Origin of the sequence: Janthinobacterium sp. FT14W, assembly GCF_009208755.1 — a bacterium.
GTDB classification, from domain to species: domain Bacteria; phylum Pseudomonadota; class Gammaproteobacteria; order Burkholderiales; family Burkholderiaceae_D; genus Janthinobacterium; species Janthinobacterium violaceinigrum.
In genome coordinates, this window is sequence record NZ_WFLL01000022.1 from 52880 (window position 1) to 71007 (window position 18128).

Here is an 18128-nt window from a genome sequence, read left to right on the forward strand (position 1 = left end):
TAAAAAGTTAATAATCTAATGAAAGCAATCCAAAACCGCCGCGTGACGGCGGCGTAGCGCATCGCACTCAAGCGTAGCGAGCGGCGATGATTTGTGGCCAAGAAGCGCAACCGTGCTGGAGCACGGTGAGCATCGCAGGCCGCAAAGAGCGCCGCGCAGTAGCTTGGGTGCGGTGCCAGCTACTTAGTCGCGCTCGATGGCGAGGGCTACGCCCATGCCGCCGCCGATGCACAGTGCGGCCAGGCCTTTCTTGGCGTCGCGGCGTATCATTTCGTGGATCAGGGTAACCAGGATGCGCGCGCCCGAGGCGCCGATCGGGTGGCCGATGGCAATCGCGCCGCCGTTCACATTGATCTTGCTGGTATCCCAGCCCATTTCCTTGTTGACGGCAATCGCTTGCGCGGCAAACGCTTCGTTGATTTCCATCAAGTCCAGCTCTTCATGCGTCCAGCCCGCTTTTTTCAGGCACAGGCGCGAGGCCGAGACGGGACCCATGCCCATGACGGCCGGGTCCAGGCCCGACGAGGCGTAGGCCTTGATGCGTGCCAGCGGCTTGAGGCCCAGTTCCTTCGCTTGCGAAGCGGACATCATGATGACGGCGGCGGCGCCGTCGTTCAGGCCGGAAGCGTTGCCGGCCGTGACCGTGCCATCCTTGGCAAACGCGGGGCGCAGGCCGGCCAGCGATTCCAGGGTCGAGCCGGGCTTGATGTATTCGTCGCTGTCGAAGACAACCGTGCCTTTTTTGTTGGCGATTTCCAGCGGCAGGATTTCATCCTTGAACTTGCCCGCTTTTTGCGCCGCTTCCGCCTTCAGTTGCGACTGCAGCGCGAACTCATCCTGCTCGGCGCGCGTCACTTCGTATTTCTTGGCGACGTTTTCCGCCGTGATGCCCATGTGGTACTGGTTGTACACGTCCCACAGGCCGTCGACGATCATGGTATCGATCATCTTGAAGTCGCCCATGCGGAAACCGTCGCGCGAACCGTTCATCGCGTGCGGCGAAGCGCTCATGTTTTCCTGGCCGCCGGCGATGATGATGTTGGCGTCGCCGCACTTGATCGCTTGCGCCGCCAGGTGCGTGGCCTTCAGGCCGCTGCCGCAGACCTTGTTGATGGTAAATGCCGGGATGGCGCTGGGCAAGCCAGCCTTGATGACAGCCTGGCGCGCGGCGTTCTGGCCGACGGCGGCCGTCAGCACCTGGCCCAGGATCGCTTCGCCGATCAGGTTCGGGTCGATGCCGGTTTGTGCCAGCAAGCCCTTGATTACATGCGCGCCCAGTTCGGACGCAGGAATCTTGGCCAGACTGCCACCGAATTTGCCGACTGCGGTACGGCCGGCGGCCACGATTACGACATCATCCATTTATTTCTCCGATAAGCAGGCCACGAGGGCCAAGGTCAAGGTGGTAATACAATCCAATGAATCCGGGAAGACACAGCAAGCCGTGTTTCATTCTAGCGCGGCATACGCCGCAGTTCCAGCGCCGCACCGCAGGCGGCGGCGATGACAGCCTGTCCGGCGATGGCGGCGGACGGCCTGGCGCGGCGGATAGCCGCTGCCGGGCCGTAACGCGCCTACGTTTGACGAGCGGGACGCGTGTTTTTATTTTTATCATACCCTTCATCGGCGCCGCCGAAAGTGGTTTTTAGAAAATTATTGAAGGGAATAATCAGGGGCACGGGGGTTTGCTTCACCACCTGCAACAGCTCGCCAAACTTTTGACGCGATGCAGCAAACTCACCCTTTGTCACGCTGTCGAATTTCTCCTGGGTTTCTTGAGCAACATCCTTTGCCTGGCGACCATATGCACCGATGCGTTCGATGGCCAGTTGCGACTGCGTGCGCGACAGCTGCAGCAAGGCTTGCGGGTCCTTCACGGACAGCAGCTGATTGCCCGCTACCGTAGCGGCGGCCAGCGCCGCGCGGGCCGCATCGAGCTGCAAGTCCAGCACGCTGGTGCCGCTGTCGACGGCGGCCTGGGCATACGCTTGCGCAGTGCTCAATTGTGCTTCCACCACGGCCTTGCCGGCGAGCGCCCATTGTTCGGAAAATGAAAACATGTCGTTCCTCCCCTAAGAGTAGGCGGCGCCATGTTGCGCCGCACAGTACTCAACTGTAAGCGGTGGTTCATTGCTGAACCTTGATATATCTCAAGCTTTCCTGTTGGTTTGTTTCCAATTCAACGTTGATCAGGACAACAACTTGATACCATCGAGCGAGGCCGCGCACTGCTCGCGTATCACGCTGACGAAATCGCGCACATATGCCTTGTCCTGCAGATGGTCGGGCACGGACACATACAGGTCGCTCCACAAGCCGTGCTCGCCCACCGGGCGCGCCACCACATAATCGTAGTCGACGTAATTCTTGATGGCCCAGTTCGGCAAGGCGGCGATGCCGCGCCGGCTCGCCACCAGCTGCAGCACGGCCACCGTCAATTCCGCCGTGCGGCGTTCGAACGCGATGCCGGCCGGCCGCAGCACTTCGCGGATCAGGTCGATGCGCTCTTCCGGCACGGGATAGGTAATTAATGTTTCACCCGTAAAGTCGGCCGCCGCCAGCCGGCGCTGCGCCTGCAGCCGGTGCTTTTGCGCCATCACCACCAACATTTCAAAGCGGAACAAGGGAAACACGGTGAAATCGGGGCCGTACGGCGAGCCGATCACGAGATCCGCCTCGCCCGAACGCAGCAAGTCCGCCGGCTCGCTGTGAAAGCCGGACACGAGGTCGATCTCCACTTCCGGCCAGCGCTGGCGGAACGCATCCATCACGGGCATCAGCCAGTCGAAGCAGGTATGGCATTCGAGCGCCACGCGCAACTGCCCCTTGTCCCCTTGCGACAGGCGCGCCACGTCGCGCTCGGCCAGTTCGATCTCGGGCAGCAGCTTGTCGGCCAGCTCCAGCAGGCGGCTGCCCGTGGCCGTAAAGGCGATCGGCATCGACTTGCGCTCGAACAAAGGCGCCTTGTAGCGCTCTTCCAGCAGGCGGATCTGGTGCGACAGGGCCGACTGGGTCAGGTTGAGCAGCTGCGCGGCGCGCACCAGGCTGCCGGACGAACGCAAGGCACTCAGGGTGCGCAGGTGGCGGATTTCTAGCATCGGGACAATGGATGATGTACGTGAATTATTTTCATGTTATTCGGCAAAATGTTTCGTTTTGATTATAGACCAAGTTGCCGCACACTCTAGCGCATTCACATTAAATCTCGATGACATCATGACCGTGCACACCCACATCCTTGGCTTTCCCCGTATCGGCGCCGCGCGTGAGCTGAAACTGGCGCTGGAAAGCCACTGGCGCGGCGCGGCGTCCGAGGCGGACCTGGAAGCGACGGGCCGGCAACTGCGCGCGCGCCACTGGGCGCTGCAACGCGACGCGGGGCTCGACTACGTCACCGTGGGCGACTTCGCCTTTTACGACCAGGTGGCCAACCACATCCAGCTGCTGGGCTGCGAACCGGCCCGCTTCAATTTCACGCCAGAGCAGTCGCCGCTGTCGCGCTATTTCACGCTGGCGCGCGGCGCAGACACGCGTGCGCCGCACGGGGACTGCTGCCACGGCCACCAGGCACACGAGGCCGGCCATCACGCGCTGGAAATGACCAAGTGGTTTGACACCAATTACCATTACCTGGTGCCCGAATTGTCGCCGCAGACCCGGTTTTCGCTGGCCGGCGAGCGCCTGCTGGCGGAAGTGGCCGAGGCGCAGGCGCTGGGCCACCCGGTCAAGGCGGCCCTGATCGGCCCCCTCACCTTCCTGTGGCTGGGCAAGGAAAAGACACCGGGCTTTGACCGCCTGGCCCTGCTGGAACAATTGCTGCCCGTCTACGGCGCCCTGCTCGACCGCCTGAAACAGCAAGGCGTCACCTGGGTGCAGATCGACGAACCGATCCTGGGTCTGGACTTGCCCAACGCGTGGCGCAGCGCCTTCGAAAGCACCTACTGGCAGCTGAACCAGGTGGGCGTGAATATCCTGCTGGCCACGTATTTCTCGCCGCTGGAAGAAAACCTCAGCCTGACGTGCCGCCTGCCCGTGGCCGGCCTGCACGTGGACGGCATCCGCGCGCGGCATGAGCTGGTCAGCGTGACGGACTGGCTGCCCGCGCATAAAGTCTTGTCGATCGGCATCGTCGATGGCCGCAATGTCTGGCGCACCGACCTCGATGCGGCCCTGGCCGTGCTGCAGCCGCTGGCCGCCAGACGCACGGGTCCCCTGTGGCTGGCGCCGTCGTGCTCCTTGCTGCACGCGCCGTTCAGCCTGGAAGCGGAAACGGGTCTCGACGGGGAAATCAGGACCTGGCTGGCGTTTGCCACGGAGAAATTGACGGAACTGTCCCTGCTCAAGGGCGCACTGGAAGGGCAGTCCGATGCCGCCGCGCTGGCCGCGCTGGCAACGTCCCGCCAGGCCATCGCAGGGCGGCGCGCCAGCGCCCGCGTGCACCGCCCGCCCGTCGCGCAGCGCCTGCAAACGCTGTCGCCCACCGTGGACCGCCGCGATTCCAGCTTTGCCCTGCGCCAGGCCGTGCAGCGCGCGCGTTTTCAGCTGCCCCGCTTCCCGACGACGACCATCGGCTCCTTCCCGCAAACGACGGCCATCCGCGCCGCCCGCGCCAGCCATAAACGGGGAGAGTTGCCGGCGGCCGAGTACGCACGGCAGATGCGCGCCGAAATCGCCCCTGCCGTGGCGCGCCAGGAAGCGCTGGGCCTGGACGTGCTCGTGCATGACGAAGCGGAACGCAACGATATGGTCGAATACTTCGGCGAGCAATTGGACGGTTTCATCTTCACGCGCCTGGGCTGGGTGCAGTCGTACGGCTCGCGCTGCGTCAAGCCGCCCATCCTCTACGGCGACGTGCAGCGCCCGGCCGCCATGACCGTCGAATGGACGGTGCACGCGCAAAGCCTGACCGATAAACCGATGAAAGGCATGCTGACGGGCCCCGTCACGATCCTGCAATGGTCGTTCGTGCGCGACGACCAGCCGCGCGCCGCCACGGCGCTGCAGCTGGCCCTGGCCATCCGCGACGAGGTCGCCGACCTGGAAACGGCCGGCATCGGCATCATCCAGATCGACGAGCCGGCCATCCGCGAAGGCTTGCCGCTGCGCCGCGGCCAGTGGGACGCCTACCTGGAGTGGGCCACGCGCGCCTTCCGCATCGCCGCGTCCGTCGTCGGCGACGCGACGCAGATCCACACGCACATGTGCTACGCGCAGTTCAACGACATCCTGCCGCAGATCGCCGCCATGGACGCGGACGTGATCACCTTGGAGACGAGCCGCTCGGACATGGAGCTGCTGGCGGGCTTTGGCCAGTTCCAGTATCCGAACGAAATCGGCCCCGGCGTGTACGACATCCACTCGCCGCGCATCCCCTCCACGCCCGACATGGTGAGACTGCTGCAAAAGGCCAGCGCCGTCATCCCGCCAGCCAATTTATGGGTGAACCCCGACTGCGGCCTGAAGACGCGGGGCTGGGCGGAAACGGAAGCGGCCCTGCAAAATATGCTCGCGGCGGCACGGCAGATGCGGGCGGCGTGATGACATCGGCGTACTCAGGCCGCATTCTCGGCTGTTTTCGGGGCGGCGCACGGGTTTTCCCGGGCGCCGCCCTTGTTTTTTTACAAGAAGTTACTGTTGCCCTGCGGAATAGCACACTCCAGGTCCCTGACGGCGATTTTTTTGCAGTAGAATGCAAGAAATTTACTGCTCCCTATTGTTGCCGTACGGAACAGTTGGCCTGCCGCAGTTTCACTTTGATAAATGTTTATGTCCAAAAGCCCGTCGCAGAAGCCTATCGAAATCAAGATTTCCACCGTCGTCGCCGTCTCCGCCATTTTGCATAGCGCCGATACGCAGGCACTCGATGCCGCCCTGCGCGACATGACAGGGGGCGTGGCGGACTTTTTCGAGGACGACCTGGCCGTGCTGGACGTGGCGGCCTTGCCCTCCGGCAGCGTGCCCATCGACTGGGCCGCCCTCGTGGCCCTGCTGAAAAAATACCGTTTGAATGCCGTGGCCGTGCGCAATGCGCCGGCCGAGATGCATGACGCCATCCTGGCGCAAGGCCTGAGCCTCGACAGCGGCAAGACGCGCGACGATGCGCCGCCCAAGGATGGCCCCAAGGATACCCCGACGGCGGCCGCCCAGGCGGGCGCCGAAGCGCAAGTGATGGTGGTCGACACGCCCGTGCGGGCCGGCCAGCGCATTTACGCGCGCGGCTGCGACCTGATCATCACCGCCGTCGTCAACAATGGCGCCGAAATCATCGCCGACGGCAGCATCCACGTGTATTCCTCGCTGTACGGCCGCGCGCTGGCCGGCGCCTCGGGCAATGCCCAGGCGCGCATCTTCGCGCTGGCCATGGAACCGGAACTGGTCTCGATCGCCGGTGTCTACCGCACGTTCGAGGATGGTTTCCCGCCAGAAATGGCGCGCGGACCCGCGCAAATTCGTTTGGCTGGAGACAGAATCGATATACACTCTGTCAATCCGGTCACTCCCGTGAACCGCTCTTAAGCTGCACAATTCAAGAGATATCTGAAAAGGATTATTTGTGGCAAGAATTATTGTTGTGACGTCCGGCAAGGGCGGTGTCGGCAAGACGACCTCTAGCGCCAGTTTTTCCACTGGCCTGGCCATGCGCGGCCACAAGACAGCCGTGCTCGACTTCGACGTGGGCCTGCGCAACCTCGACCTGATCATGGGTTGCGAGCGCCGCGTCGTCTACGACCTGATCAATGTGATCAATAAAGAGGCCACGCTGAACCAGGCCTTGATCAAGGACAAGCACTGCGACAACCTGTTCATCCTGCCTGCCTCGCAAACGCGCGACAAGGATGCCTTGTCGGAAGAAGGCGTGGAACGCGTGTTGAACGACCTGATCAACATGGGTTTCGAGTTCATCATCTGCGATTCGCCGGCCGGCATCGAACATGGCGCGCTGATGGCGCTGACGTTTGCCGACGAAGCCATCATCGTCACCAACCCGGAAGTGTCGTCGGTGCGCGATTCGGACCGCATCCTGGGCATCCTGCAAGCCAAGTCGCGCCGCGCGCAGACGGGCGGCGAACCCGTCAAGGAACACTTGCTGATTACCCGCTACTCGCCGAAACGCGTGGAATCGGATGAAATGCTGTCCTACCAGGACGTACAGGAAATCCTGCGCATCCCGCTGGTGGGCATCATCCCGGAATCGGAACAAGTGCTGGCTGCCTCGAACCAGGGCAACCCGGCCATCCATTTCAAGGGCACGGACGTGGCGCAAGCCTATGAAGACGTGGTCTCGCGTTTCCTCGGCGAAGATATCGAGTTGCGCTTTACCAACTATGAAAAGCCTGGATTACTCCAGCGCATTTTTGGGGCGAAGTGATATGGCCTTGCTTTCTTTCCTGTTCCCCCCCAAGCCGAAGACGGCCACCGCGGCCAAGGAACGCCTGCAGATCATCATCGCCCGCGAACGCAGCGGGCGCGATGGTCCGGACTTCCTGCCCGCCCTGCACAAGGAATTGATCGCCGTCATTTCCAAGTACACCAAGGTCAATGCCGACGACATCAAGATCTCGCTGGACCGCCAGGGCAACCTGGAAGTACTCGACGTCAATGTGGTGCTGCCGGACGCCTGAGGTTTAGTCCGGCCTGACCGTGAGCAACTCCTGCGCCACCGCGGCGCAGGCATTCACGTGCTGGTTGCCGATCTGGCGGAACACGGCGTAGCCGATGGCGGCCGCCACGGCCTGGCCGGCAAACGGCACGAAGCGCGCCACCTGCTTGGTGGCAATCTTGACGCCACTGCGCTTGAGCAGGTGGAGGATCAGTTCGCGCGATACCAGCTTACCCACCAGCATGCCCCCCATGCCCACCGCCGCGCGGTAGGCCATCATCTTGAACTGCGGGTTGAGACGCTCGATCTGCTCGGGCGTGAGACCGAATTCGTGGTTGATATCATTGATCAGCATGGAAAACAGGCCCACGTCGGACATCAGGTCGACGCCGGGGATGGGAATGGCCGAAGCGCCCGCCGACATCATGGCGCGCCGCTGCACCAGGCGCCGGCAACGCTCGCGCACCTGCTCGATTTCGGCGCGGCTGGCCGGTATCAGGGTCCAATCTGTGCTGCTCTTGCCTGTCATGGCCGTTACTCCGCGGTGAGGGGTCGATCAACAAGTGTAACGTAAAGGCCCGGTCTGCCGATTTCACTGGACACAGTTGCAATCTCTGTTATATTTCACTTGAGCATTCCTTAACATTACGATAAGCAGAGCGGACCGTCTGTTTGTTGCTACACACTCCAGCCCATTATGCGAATTGCCGTACTCGATAGCGACCATAGCCAGGCAGAACTGATCTGCCAGGTGCTCACCGCCGCCGGCCACGCTTGCCACGAGTTTCAGAGTGGCAAGGAGATGCTGGGACAACTGCGCAAGGACAGTTGCGACATGCTCATCCTCGACTGGCATGTCAGCGATCTGGACGGTGCGGAAGTATTGCGCCGTGCCCGGGAAAAACTGGCGCCGAAGGCGCCCGTGTTGTTTATGACCAACAGCTCGGGCGAAGACGACGTGGTGGCGGGCATGACGGCGGGCGCCGACGACTACATGATCAAGCCCCTGCGGCGCAGCGAACTGACCTTGCGTACCCAGGCGCTGCTGCGCGTGGCCTACCCGGCCCAGAATGGCGCCGAGTACTTGCAATTCGGTCATTACACGTTCGAGACCCGCCCCGGCCGTCTGCTGCGCGATGGCGAAGTACTGGACGTGACGCACAAGGAATTCGCCCTGGCGCTACTGTTTTTCCGCAACCTGGGCCGTCCCCTGTCGCGCGCCTACATCCACGAAGCCGTGTGGCAACGCGACACGGCCCTGCCTTCGCGCACCATGGATACCCACGTCTCGCGCGTGCGCAACAAGCTGCAGCTGAAACCGGAACACGGCTACCGCCTCGTGCCCGTCTACAGCTATGGATATCGCCTGGAAAAACTGGGTGGGTGACGCCGGCGCAGCAGGGCAAAAACAGGCGGACTGCTCAAGGAGCGGGCACAAGGCGCTATAATGTCGGCATAAGAATTCCCAACAGCCCTGAAATGCAACTGCTTGCCGTCGGCCTCAACCATACCACCGCCCCAGTGTCGCTCCGCGAACAGCTGGCGTTTGCGCCTGAGCACCTGGGCCAGGCGGTGATGGCGGCGCGCACCTGGTTCCAGCGCATCGACCTGCGCGACAACGACGAAGCGGCCATCCTGTCGACCTGCAACCGCACGGAGCTGTATGCGGCCAGCCATGTGCCCAATCCGCTCGACGCGGGCGCGCATTTCCTGGCCGATTATCACCAGCTCAACTACAGCGAGCTGCGCCCCCACTTATATATGCTGCCGCAGCACGATGCCGTGCGCCACACCTTCCGCGTCGCCTCCGGGCTGGACTCGATGGTGCTGGGCGAAACGCAGATCCTGGGGCAGATCAAGGACGCCATCCGCACGGCCGACGAGGCGGGCGGCCTGGGCACGTATCTGCACCAGTTGTTCCAGCGCAGCTTTTCCGTGGCCAAGGAAGTGCGCAGCAGCACGGAAATCGGCGCCCACAGCGTGTCGATGGCGGCCGCCGCCGTGCGCCTGTCGCAGCGCATCTTCGACAAGATTGCCGAGCAAAACGTGCTGTTCATCGGCGCCGGCGAAATGATCGAACTGTGCGCCACGCACTTTGCGGCGCAGAATCCGAAAAGCATCACCATTGCCAACCGCACCATGGAACGGGGCGAGGAACTGGCGCACCGCTTCAACGGCACGGCCATCCGCCTGGCCGATTTGCCGGAGCAACTGCAGCAGTTCGACATCGTCATCTCGTGCACGGCGTCATCGTTGCCGCTGCTGGGCCTGGGCCTGGTCGAGCGCGCCATCAAGGCACGCCGCCACAAGCCCATGTTCATGGTCGACCTGGCCGTGCCGCGCGACATCGAGGCGGAAGTGGGCCGTTTGAACGACGTCTTCCTGTACACGGTCGACGACCTGGGCAAGGTCGTGCAGACGGGCCTGGAAAGCCGGCAAGCGGCCGTGGCGCAAGCGGAAGCCATCATCGAGACGCGCGTGCAATCGTTCATGAGCTGGGTCGACGACCGCGCCATGGTGCCCGTCATCCAGCATCTGCATGAAAACAGCGAAGCGCTGCGCCTGATGGAAGTGGAGCGGGCGCGCAAGATGCTGGCCAAGGGCGCCGACATCGACGCCGTGCTCGAAGCGCTGTCGAAAGGCTTGACGGCCAAGTTCCTGCACGGCCCGCAGCAGGCGCTGCACCATGCGCAGGGCGACGAGCGCAAGCAGCTGGTCACCCTGCTGCCGAAACTGTTCCGCCCCCGCCGTTAGCGCAGCCCGCTGGCCGCCTGCGCGGCCGCCCCTGCCCGCCTGCCGGGCTTGCCGGACCCGCACCATCCCTACACTCTCTACCACGAATCGCTATGAAACCATCCATGCTGGCCAAACTCGATCAACTGGCGAACCGCCTGGTCGAACTCGACGAACTGCTGATGCACCCGGACGCCACGTCGAACATGGACAGCTACCGCAAGATGACGCGCGAGCATGCCGAACTGGGCCCGCTGGTGGCCCTGTACCGCTCCTACCAGGAAGCGGGCAACGATATTGCGACGGCGCAAGAGATGCTGTCCGACCCGGACATGAAGGAATTCGCCCAGGAAGAGATCGAGGCGGCGAAAGCCACCATGGCGCAGCTGGAGCGCGAATTGCAGACCATGCTGCTGCCGAAGGACGTCAACGACGAACGCAATATCTTCCTGGAAATCCGCGCCGGCACAGGCGGCGACGAGTCCGCCCTGTTCGCCGGCGATTTGCTGCGCATGTACACACGCTTTGCCGAGCGCAACCGCTGGCAGGTGGAACTGGTGTCCTCGTCCGATTCCGACCTGGGCGGCTACCGCGAAGTGATCGTGCGTATCGTCGGCAATGGCGCGTACTCGAAGCTGAAATTCGAGTCGGGCGGCCACCGCGTGCAGCGCGTGCCGGCCACGGAAACGCAGGGCCGCATCCACACGTCCGCCTGCACGGTGGCCGTGATGCCGGAAGCGGACGAAGTGGAAGACGTCAACATCAACCCGGCCGACCTGCGCATCGACACCTACCGCGCCTCGGGCGCGGGCGGACAGCACATCAATAAAACGGACTCCGCCGTGCGCATCACCCACTTGCCGACCGGCATCGTGGTGGAATGCCAGGATGACCGCAGCCAGCACAAGAACAAGGCGCAGGCGATGAAAGTGCTGGCCGCGCGCATCAAGGACGTGCAGCTGCGCGAACAGCAATCGAAGGAAGCGGCCACCCGCAAGAGCCTGATCGGCTCGGGCGACCGCAGCGAGCGCATCCGCACCTATAACTTCCCGCAAGGCCGGCTGACGGACCACCGCATCAATTTGACCTTGTACAAGCTGGACTTCATCATGGATGGGGATTTGACGGAGCTGACGAATGCGCTGGCGGCAGAGCACCAGGCGGAGTTACTTGCAGCGCTAGGAGACTAAGTAACCCAAAGCAAGGGCTGGGGTCGGACGGGGACGCCGAGTCCCTGAGGGTCCGACCCCGGATTCTGCCTTTGGGTTTAAGTAGCGGCTAAGCAATAAAAATCTGCCCTTGTGCGAGAATGCGTAACGCTTTTTCCCTATTCACCTCACCGTGTCGCCCATGAAAAATTCACGCACCGTCCTCCTGTCGATCGCCGCCCTGTGTTTCCTGATGCTGGGCGTCGCCATGTATTTGCAGCATGCCATGAACATGGCGCCCTGCCCGCTGTGCGTGATCCAGCGCTACCTGTTCCTCGCCATCGGCATCGCCTGCCTGGCGGGCGCGGCGGCGAAGCGGCCGAAAATCGGCGCCGGCATCGGCCTGCTGGCGGCCCTGGGCGGCCTGGGCGTGGGCGCCAAGCATTTGTACGTGCTGGCCAATCCCGGCTTCTCGTGCGGCATCGACCCCGTGGAAACGGCGCTGAACAAGATTTTCACGGCGCAAGTCATGCCCTTCATGTTTGAATCGTATGGCGCCTGCGAAAATGCCGGCGAGCCATTTTTCGGCCTGTCCATCCCGCAATGGGCGTTCCTCTGGTTCGCCATGTTTGCCCTCGGCCTGCTGTGGACCTTGCTGCGCCGTCAGAAATAATTGAAAGCACCATGCCAGAAACACTGATCCCCGCCGGCAGCACTGTCGGCGCCCTGCAAATCCGTCCCCTGCTCGACCCGCTCGACAACCGCATCCTGCTGGGCCACGCGCTGGGCCTGTCGCGCGTCTCGCTGATCACGCAATCGGAGCGTGTGCTCACTAGCGACGAGGCGGGGCGTCTATCGGCCTTGCTGGCGCGCCGCCTGCAAGGCGAGCCGATCGCCTATATCGTGGGCCAGCGCGAATTTTTCGGCCTGCCGTTCGAAGTGAACGAGGCCGTGCTGATCCCCCGCCCCGACACGGAAGTGCTGGTCGAACTGGCGCTCGAACGCCTGCCGCCCGGCGGACGCGTGCTCGACATGGGCACGGGCAGCGGCGCCATCGCCGTCGCGCTGGCCTACACGCGGCCCGACGCCGTCGTCACGGCCCTGGACGTGAGCAGCGCGGCCCTGGCCGTGGCGCGCCGCAATGCCAGCGCCAACGGCGTCAACATCACCTTCATGGCCAGCGACTGGTTCGAGGCGCTGGGGACGGAAAAATTCGACCTGATCGTCTCCAATCCCCCCTACATCGCCAGCGGCGACCGCCACCTGGCCGAAGGCGACCTGCGCTTCGAGCCGGCCGGCGCGCTGACCGACCACGCGGACGGCCTGTCGGCCCTGCGCACCATCGTCTCCGGCGCCGCGCGCCACCTGGCGTCAGGCGCCTGGCTGCTGATGGAACACGGCTACGACCAGGCGCCGGCCGTGCGCGGCTTGCTGGCCGACGCCGGCTACAGCAAAGTGCAAAGCTGGCGCGACCTGGCCGGCATCGAGCGCGTCAGCGGCGCCCGCCTGGGCTGAGCCCGTCCACGTGCACGGGGCTTGATCCGGCGACGCGCCAGATGCTCCGCAGTTTGTTAAAATATCAAGCGAATTCCTGACCGAAGCGCCGCCCTCCTTGCCCGGGGCGGACGCTGGCGACGCGGCGTTTTTTGGGCCGGCGCCGACGCATTTGCCAAAATTCGGTTAATCTCAGCACAAATTATTTATCTGCTGCACAAGAAAGGAAGCTCAAATTGCCCAACCTGTTGACTCGCCGCCTGGCATTGCTGACCGAAGATGCCAACCGCGCGCTGCTGGGCGGCTTGCGCGGCATCGAGCGTGAAACCCTGCGCGTCGACCATGCCGGCCATCTGGCTTCCACGCCCCACCCCGCCGCACTGGGCTCGGCGCTGACGCACCCTGAAATCACCACCGACTACGCGGAAGCGCTGCTCGAATTCATCACGCCGGCGGAACAGGATATCGCCGTCACGCTCGACAAGCTCGACACCGTGCACCGCCACGCCTACAGCCGCCTCGGCGACGAGTTGCTGTGGAGCCAGTCGATGCCCTGCCAGCTGCCGCCCGAAGCGGAAATCGAGATCGCCAACTACGGCACCTCGAACATGGGCATGCTCAAGCACGTCTACCGGCGCGGCCTGGCCTTGCGCTACGGCAAAGCCATGCAATGCATCGCCGGCATCCACTATAACTATTCGCTCGACGAGCAGCTGTGGCAAGTGCTGGCCAGCAATCCGGACACCAGCGCCAGCCCCGCGCACGCGACGGCCACGCCGAAAGACGTGCAGTCGGAAAGCTACCTGGCGACGATCCGCAATTTCCGCCGCTACAGCTGGCTCCTGATGTACCTGTTCGGCGCCTCGCCGGCCCTGTCGGCCGGTTTCCTGCGCGGCCGCGCGCACAAGCTCGACACCCTGTCCGACGACACCCTGTTCCTGCCGTATGCCACCAGCCTGCGCATGAGCGACCTCGGCTACCAGAACGATGCCCAGTCGGGCCTGCGTCCGCACGAGAACAGCCTGGACGACTACGTCAACGCGCTCACGCATGCCGTCAACGATCCGTATCCGCCGTATGAAGCGCTGGGTACCAAAAAGGATGGCGAGTGGATCCAATTGTCCACCAACGTGCTGCAGATCGAAAATGAATACTATTCGACCATCCGCCCGAAGCGCGTGATCCGCACGGGCGAGCGCCCCATCCAGGCCCTGTGCCTGCGCGGCGTGCAATACATCGAAGTGCGCTGCATGGATGTCGACCCGTTCGAGCCGGTGGGCATCAGCCTGGAAACGGGCCGCTTCCTCGACGCGTTCCTGCTGTTCTGCGCGCTCGACGACAGCGCGCCCATCTCGGCCGAGCAAAGCGCCTGCTACACGAACAATTTCGCCCGCACCGTCAAGGAAGGCCGCAAGCCGGGCCTGGCCCTGCGCCGCGACGGCGAGGAGATCGGCCTGCAAGCGTGGGGCGAGGAGCTGCTGGCGCGCATCGCCCCCGTGGCGGCGCTGCTCGACGCGCGCCACGGTGGCACGCAGCACGCGGACAGCCTGGCGGCGCAAGCCCGTAAACTGGCCGACCCCGATGCGACGCCATCGGCGAAGGTGCTGGCCGAACTGCGCGCCAACGGCGGCTCGTTTGCCGCCTTCGGCCTGCGCCAGAGCGAACGCCACGCCGCCTATTTCCGCGCGCAGCCGCCGGCGCCGGAACAAAGCGCGTATTTCGACGAGATGGCCGCCAGCTCGCTGGCCGAGCAGCGCGCCATGGAAGCGGCGCCCGCCGGCAGCTTCGACGATTTCGTCGCTGCCTACCGCGCCAGCACCCTGTGCTCGCACACCTGAGCCTGACCTTGCGCAAAGCGCCCCATGCTGACCTTCTACAATGAGTTGCACGGCCAGCACCGGGGCCGCTTCGAGATGTTTCGCGGCGCCATGGTGCCCTGCTTCGAGACGCCCGAACGGGCCGACATGGTGGTGGCCGAGCTGGGACGGCGCAACCTGGGCCGCATCGTCACGCCGCACGGCGTGCCGCTGACGTCGCTGGAGCGCATCCACACGCCCCGCTACCTGCACTTCCTGCGGCACGCCTGGCACGACTGGCTGGCGCTCGACCCGGACAACGCGGGCAAGGATGCGCTGCCATCCGTATGGCCCGTGCGCACCTTGCGCCACGACATCGAACCGGACGACTTCACGGCCAAGCTGGGGCTGTACTCGATGGACAACGGCACGCCGCTGACGGCCGGCACGTGGACGGCGGCCAAGACGGGCGCCGACTGCGCCGTCAATGCGGCCCACGCGCTGCGCCTGGGCGAACGGGCCACGTTCGCCCTCACGCGCCCGCCGGGCCACCATGCGGGCAGCGATTTCTTCGGCGGCTACTGTTTTCTCAACAACGCGGCGCTGGCCGCGCAGCATCTGCTCGACGACGGCGCGCGCAAGGTCGCCATCCTCGATATCGATTACCACCACGGCAACGGCACCCAGAGCATTTTCTATGCGCGCGACGACGTGCTGTTTGCCTCCGTCCACGCCGATCCGCGCGGCGAGTATCCGTTTTACCTGGGCCATGCCGACGAGACGGGCAGCGGCGCGGGGCTCGGCTACAACGTGAACCTGCCGCTGCCGGCCGGCACGTCCGCGGCCAGCTGGTTCGCCGCGCTGGAAACGGCCTGCCTGCGCATCGCCATGTACGCGCCCGACGCGCTGGTGGTGTCGCTGGGCGTCGACACGTTCGCCGGCGACCCGCTGTCGCACTTCTGCCTGCAAAGCGCCGACTACCTACGCGTGGGCGAGCGCCTCGCGCACCTGAACCTGCCCACCGCCTTCATCCTCGAAGGCGGCTATGCGGTGAAGGAAATCGGCATCAATGTCGTCAATGTGCTTGAGGGTTTTGAAACTGCGGAGTAATTCTGGGGTCAGCCCCCCGTCCACGTTGACGGTGAGCCTGGCGTTGGCGGTGTTGAGGGTCTGCCCCCGGCTTGAGCAGCTCTACATATTCCTGAACAGCGCCATGAACGGCTGGCTCACGGCCAGGGTTTCCGGCCGCGTCTTGAGGCGCAGGATGCCCCGTCCCACCTCGTCGCGCGTGACGGACGCCACCATCTTCATGTTGACGATGGTGGAGCGGTGGATCTGCTTGAAGATGGCCGGGTCCAGCACGTCGAGCAGTTCGCGGATCGGCTTGCGCAGCAACGCCTCGCCCTCGGCCGTCATGACGGCCGTGTACTTGGTGTCCGACTGAAAATACGCGATATCTTCCACCATGATCAGGCGCGTATCCTTGCCGCTGCTGGCCGTCAGCCATACCAGCGGCGGCGACTTGGCGGCCGCCGGCAGGGCGCTGCTCAATTGCTGCAGCAGCCCGGCCAGCGCGCCGTCGCCCGTCCTGGCCTTGCCGGCGCGCGCCCGCAAGCGCTGCAGGGTCGCTTGCAGGCGCTCGCGGGCGATGGGTTTTAACAGGTAATCGACGGCGCCGTTGTCGAAGGCATCGATCGCGTACTGGTCGTAGGCGGTGACGAACACCACCTGCGTGCCGGGACTCGCTTCCAGCGCGCCGGCCGCCACTTCCAGCCCCGTCAGGCCCGGCATGCGGATATCGAGAAACGCCACGTCGGGACGCAGGGTGGCGATGGCCTCGAGCGCCGTGCCGCCGTCGTCGCAGGCGGCGACGATGCGCAAATTGGGCCACGCTTCAGCCAGCAGCGCCGCCAGCGCATCGCGCAGCAGGGTCTCGTCTTCGGCGATGACGCACGTCATTTCAATCTCATGCATACGACACTCCTTGCGCCGTGCTGTCCGGCACCGTGATGGTGGCCGTCACGCCATCGGGGAAATTGGCGACAATGGCAAACGCGGCGGCATTGCCGTAGGTCAGGCGCAGGCGTTCGCGCACATTGCGCAAACCAATGCCCGTGCCCGCGCCGTCGTCGCTGAACCCCTTGCCGTCGTCGGCCACCGTGACGATCACCGTGCCATTGCCGCTGCGCGCCATGATCCAGATGGTGCCGCCGCCGCTTTTCGGCTCCAGCCCATGCTTGATGGCGTTTTCCACCAGGGTTTGCAGCATCATGGGCGGCAGTTCCACCTGGCGCAGGTATTGCGGCACTTCGATCTGCAGGTTCAGGCGCTCGCCCATGCGGATTTTCAGGATATCGAGGTAGGCGCGCGCCCGTTCCAGCTCCGTGCCCAGGGTCGACATCGCCTGCTCCGTGCGCGGCAGCGAGTGGCGCAGGTACAGGATCAGGTTGCCCAGCATTTCGTCGGCCCGCACGGGATCGCTGCGCGTGAGCAGCTGCGCGCTGGCCAGGGTGTTGTACAGGAAGTGCGGCTCCACCTGCGCGTGCAGCAGGCTCAGCTTGGCCACCGTGAGTTCCTTTTCCGTCACCGTCTGGCGCGCCTCGGCCTGCTCGCCGCGGCGCCGCTGCGCCACCCGGCGCGTCATCGCCCGCGTCACCGCTTCCGCGTTTTCCAGGTTGCTGCCATGGTCGACGAGGAACCAGTCGGTCCAGGCATTGCGCGCCGGCTCGCAGATCAGGGTCACGCTGCCCGCCTCGCCATTCGGCGTGACGGTGGCAAGGATCTGGTTCGGCCGCGGCTCCAGGAAACCCAGCACGCGCATGCGGGGCAAGCCCGTGTGCGTGTACGGCGCCGCGCGGCGCACGCGGGCCTGCACCTGCAGGCTGTCGCGCGCGCTTTCGACCACCTCGCTGCCCGGCAGTTCGCGGATGGCCGCGTCGATCATGTCGAACACTTCGCCCGCCTCGAACGGGATCTCGATCTGGCGCCGCTGGCGGCTCGACAGGGTGCTGGCATTGACGGCGCCGGCGATCAGGCGCACGCGCCGCACATGCGAAAACGCATTCGTGACGACGGCACTGGCCAGCAGTGCGCCAACGATGACAAAAAAGCCTTCCGTATGCCCGAAGATATAGCGCAGGAAATTCTCCACCAGGATAGCCGTGGCGATGATGTAGGTGACCATCGTGGCCAGGGTGATGCGCAGGATAAAGAAGAGGCTGGTCATGATTTTTCCTTGGGGTTTGAAGTGGGCCCAGCATAGCAATCGGCCCCGGCGACGGAGGCCATTATGCGATGGAAGGGCAATACCGGCGACAAAGGCCCAAAAATAATGCACAAATAGGCGCCGCCTCAAAA

The 18128-nt window shown here is 64.2% G+C and carries 17 protein-coding genes; 11 read left to right on the plus strand and 6 right to left on the minus strand.

Annotated features, from left to right (window positions below):
• Positions 1–183: 183 nt before the first annotated feature.
• The 3 genes from GCN74_RS15975 to GCN74_RS15985 all read right to left on the minus strand — a co-directional run bounded on the left by GCN74_RS15975 (position 184) and on the right by GCN74_RS15985 (position 3098).
• Positions 184–1362: an acetyl-CoA C-acetyltransferase gene (locus GCN74_RS15975; RefSeq protein WP_152257593.1), complete on the minus strand. Its 1179-nt coding sequence runs from the start codon at positions 1360–1362 to the stop codon at positions 184–186.
• 212 nt (positions 1363–1574) lie between these two features.
• On the minus strand, positions 1575–2060 hold the full coding sequence (locus GCN74_RS15980) for a phasin family protein (RefSeq protein ID WP_152257594.1): 486 nt from the start codon (positions 2058–2060) through the stop codon (positions 1575–1577).
• A gap of 129 nt (positions 2061–2189) precedes the next feature.
• Positions 2190–3098, minus strand: coding sequence for a LysR family transcriptional regulator (locus GCN74_RS15985; protein ID WP_152257595.1), 909 nt, complete (start codon positions 3096–3098; stop codon positions 2190–2192).
• A 118-nt stretch (positions 3099–3216) separates the two neighbouring features.
• Between GCN74_RS15985 and metE the strand changes: the two genes are divergently transcribed.
• The 4 genes from metE (at position 3217) to minE (ending at position 7622) form a co-directional block, all read left to right on the plus strand.
• Positions 3217–5538: a 5-methyltetrahydropteroyltriglutamate--homocysteine S-methyltransferase gene (gene metE / locus GCN74_RS15990; protein ID WP_152257596.1), complete on the plus strand. Its 2322-nt coding sequence runs from the start codon at positions 3217–3219 to the stop codon at positions 5536–5538.
• 228 nt (positions 5539–5766) lie between these two features.
• Positions 5767–6516, plus strand: a complete 750-nt coding sequence (minC, locus tag GCN74_RS15995) for a septum site-determining protein MinC (RefSeq protein WP_152257597.1) — start codon at positions 5767–5769, stop codon at positions 6514–6516.
• Positions 6517–6553: 37 nt separating this feature from the next.
• Positions 6554–7369 carry a septum site-determining protein MinD gene (gene minD, locus GCN74_RS16000; protein WP_152257598.1) on the plus strand — a complete coding sequence of 272 codons (816 nt, stop codon included), beginning with the start codon at positions 6554–6556 and terminating at the stop codon, positions 7367–7369.
• Between the two features lies 1 nt (position 7370).
• Positions 7371–7622, plus strand: coding sequence for a cell division topological specificity factor MinE (gene minE, locus GCN74_RS16005; RefSeq protein WP_034752886.1), 252 nt, complete (start codon positions 7371–7373; stop codon positions 7620–7622).
• Between the two features lie 3 nt (positions 7623–7625).
• Here minE and GCN74_RS16010 read toward each other — a convergent pair whose 3' ends face one another.
• Positions 7626–8129 carry a hypothetical protein gene (locus GCN74_RS16010; protein ID WP_152257599.1) on the minus strand — a complete coding sequence of 168 codons (504 nt, stop codon included), beginning with the start codon at positions 8127–8129 and terminating at the stop codon, positions 7626–7628.
• Positions 8130–8297: 168 nt separating this feature from the next.
• Here GCN74_RS16010 and GCN74_RS16015 point away from each other — a divergent pair, with 168 nt between their 5' ends.
• From GCN74_RS16015 to GCN74_RS16045, 7 genes are all read left to right on the plus strand, one after another.
• Entirely contained in the window at positions 8298–8987 is a 690-nt protein-coding gene (locus tag GCN74_RS16015; RefSeq protein ID WP_046681910.1) for a response regulator transcription factor, read from the plus strand.
• Positions 8988–9079: 92 nt separating this feature from the next.
• Entirely contained in the window at positions 9080–10354 is a 1275-nt protein-coding gene (gene hemA / locus GCN74_RS16020) for a glutamyl-tRNA reductase (protein ID WP_152257600.1), read from the plus strand.
• 92 nt (positions 10355–10446) lie between these two features.
• Positions 10447–11523, plus strand: a complete 1077-nt coding sequence (prfA, locus tag GCN74_RS16025) for a peptide chain release factor 1 (protein WP_152257601.1) — start codon at positions 10447–10449, stop codon at positions 11521–11523.
• 160 nt (positions 11524–11683) lie between these two features.
• Entirely contained in the window at positions 11684–12154 is a 471-nt protein-coding gene (locus tag GCN74_RS16030) for a disulfide bond formation protein B (RefSeq protein ID WP_152257602.1), read from the plus strand.
• Positions 12155–12165: 11 nt separating this feature from the next.
• Positions 12166–12996, plus strand: a complete 831-nt coding sequence (gene prmC, locus GCN74_RS16035; RefSeq protein ID WP_152257603.1) for a peptide chain release factor N(5)-glutamine methyltransferase — start codon at positions 12166–12168, stop codon at positions 12994–12996.
• 215 nt (positions 12997–13211) lie between these two features.
• Positions 13212–14813: a glutamate--cysteine ligase gene (gene gshA / locus GCN74_RS16040; RefSeq protein ID WP_152257604.1), complete on the plus strand. Its 1602-nt coding sequence runs from the start codon at positions 13212–13214 to the stop codon at positions 14811–14813.
• Positions 14814–14837: 24 nt separating this feature from the next.
• Entirely contained in the window at positions 14838–15881 is a 1044-nt protein-coding gene (locus tag GCN74_RS16045) for a histone deacetylase family protein (RefSeq protein ID WP_152257605.1), read from the plus strand.
• Between the two features lie 81 nt (positions 15882–15962).
• On the opposite strand, the gene GCN74_RS16050 is transcribed toward GCN74_RS16045, so the two are convergent.
• Positions 15963–16745 carry a LytR/AlgR family response regulator transcription factor gene (locus GCN74_RS16050; RefSeq protein ID WP_152257606.1) on the minus strand — a complete coding sequence of 261 codons (783 nt, stop codon included), beginning with the start codon at positions 16743–16745 and terminating at the stop codon, positions 15963–15965.
• The gene (locus GCN74_RS16055) at positions 16738–17997 is read right to left on the minus strand and encodes a histidine kinase (RefSeq protein WP_152257607.1); all 1260 of its coding nucleotides are present in this window, start codon (positions 17995–17997) and stop codon (positions 16738–16740) included. Before GCN74_RS16055 ends, GCN74_RS16050 begins: the two co-directional genes overlap by 8 nt.
• Between the last annotated feature and the right edge of the window lie 131 nt (positions 17998–18128).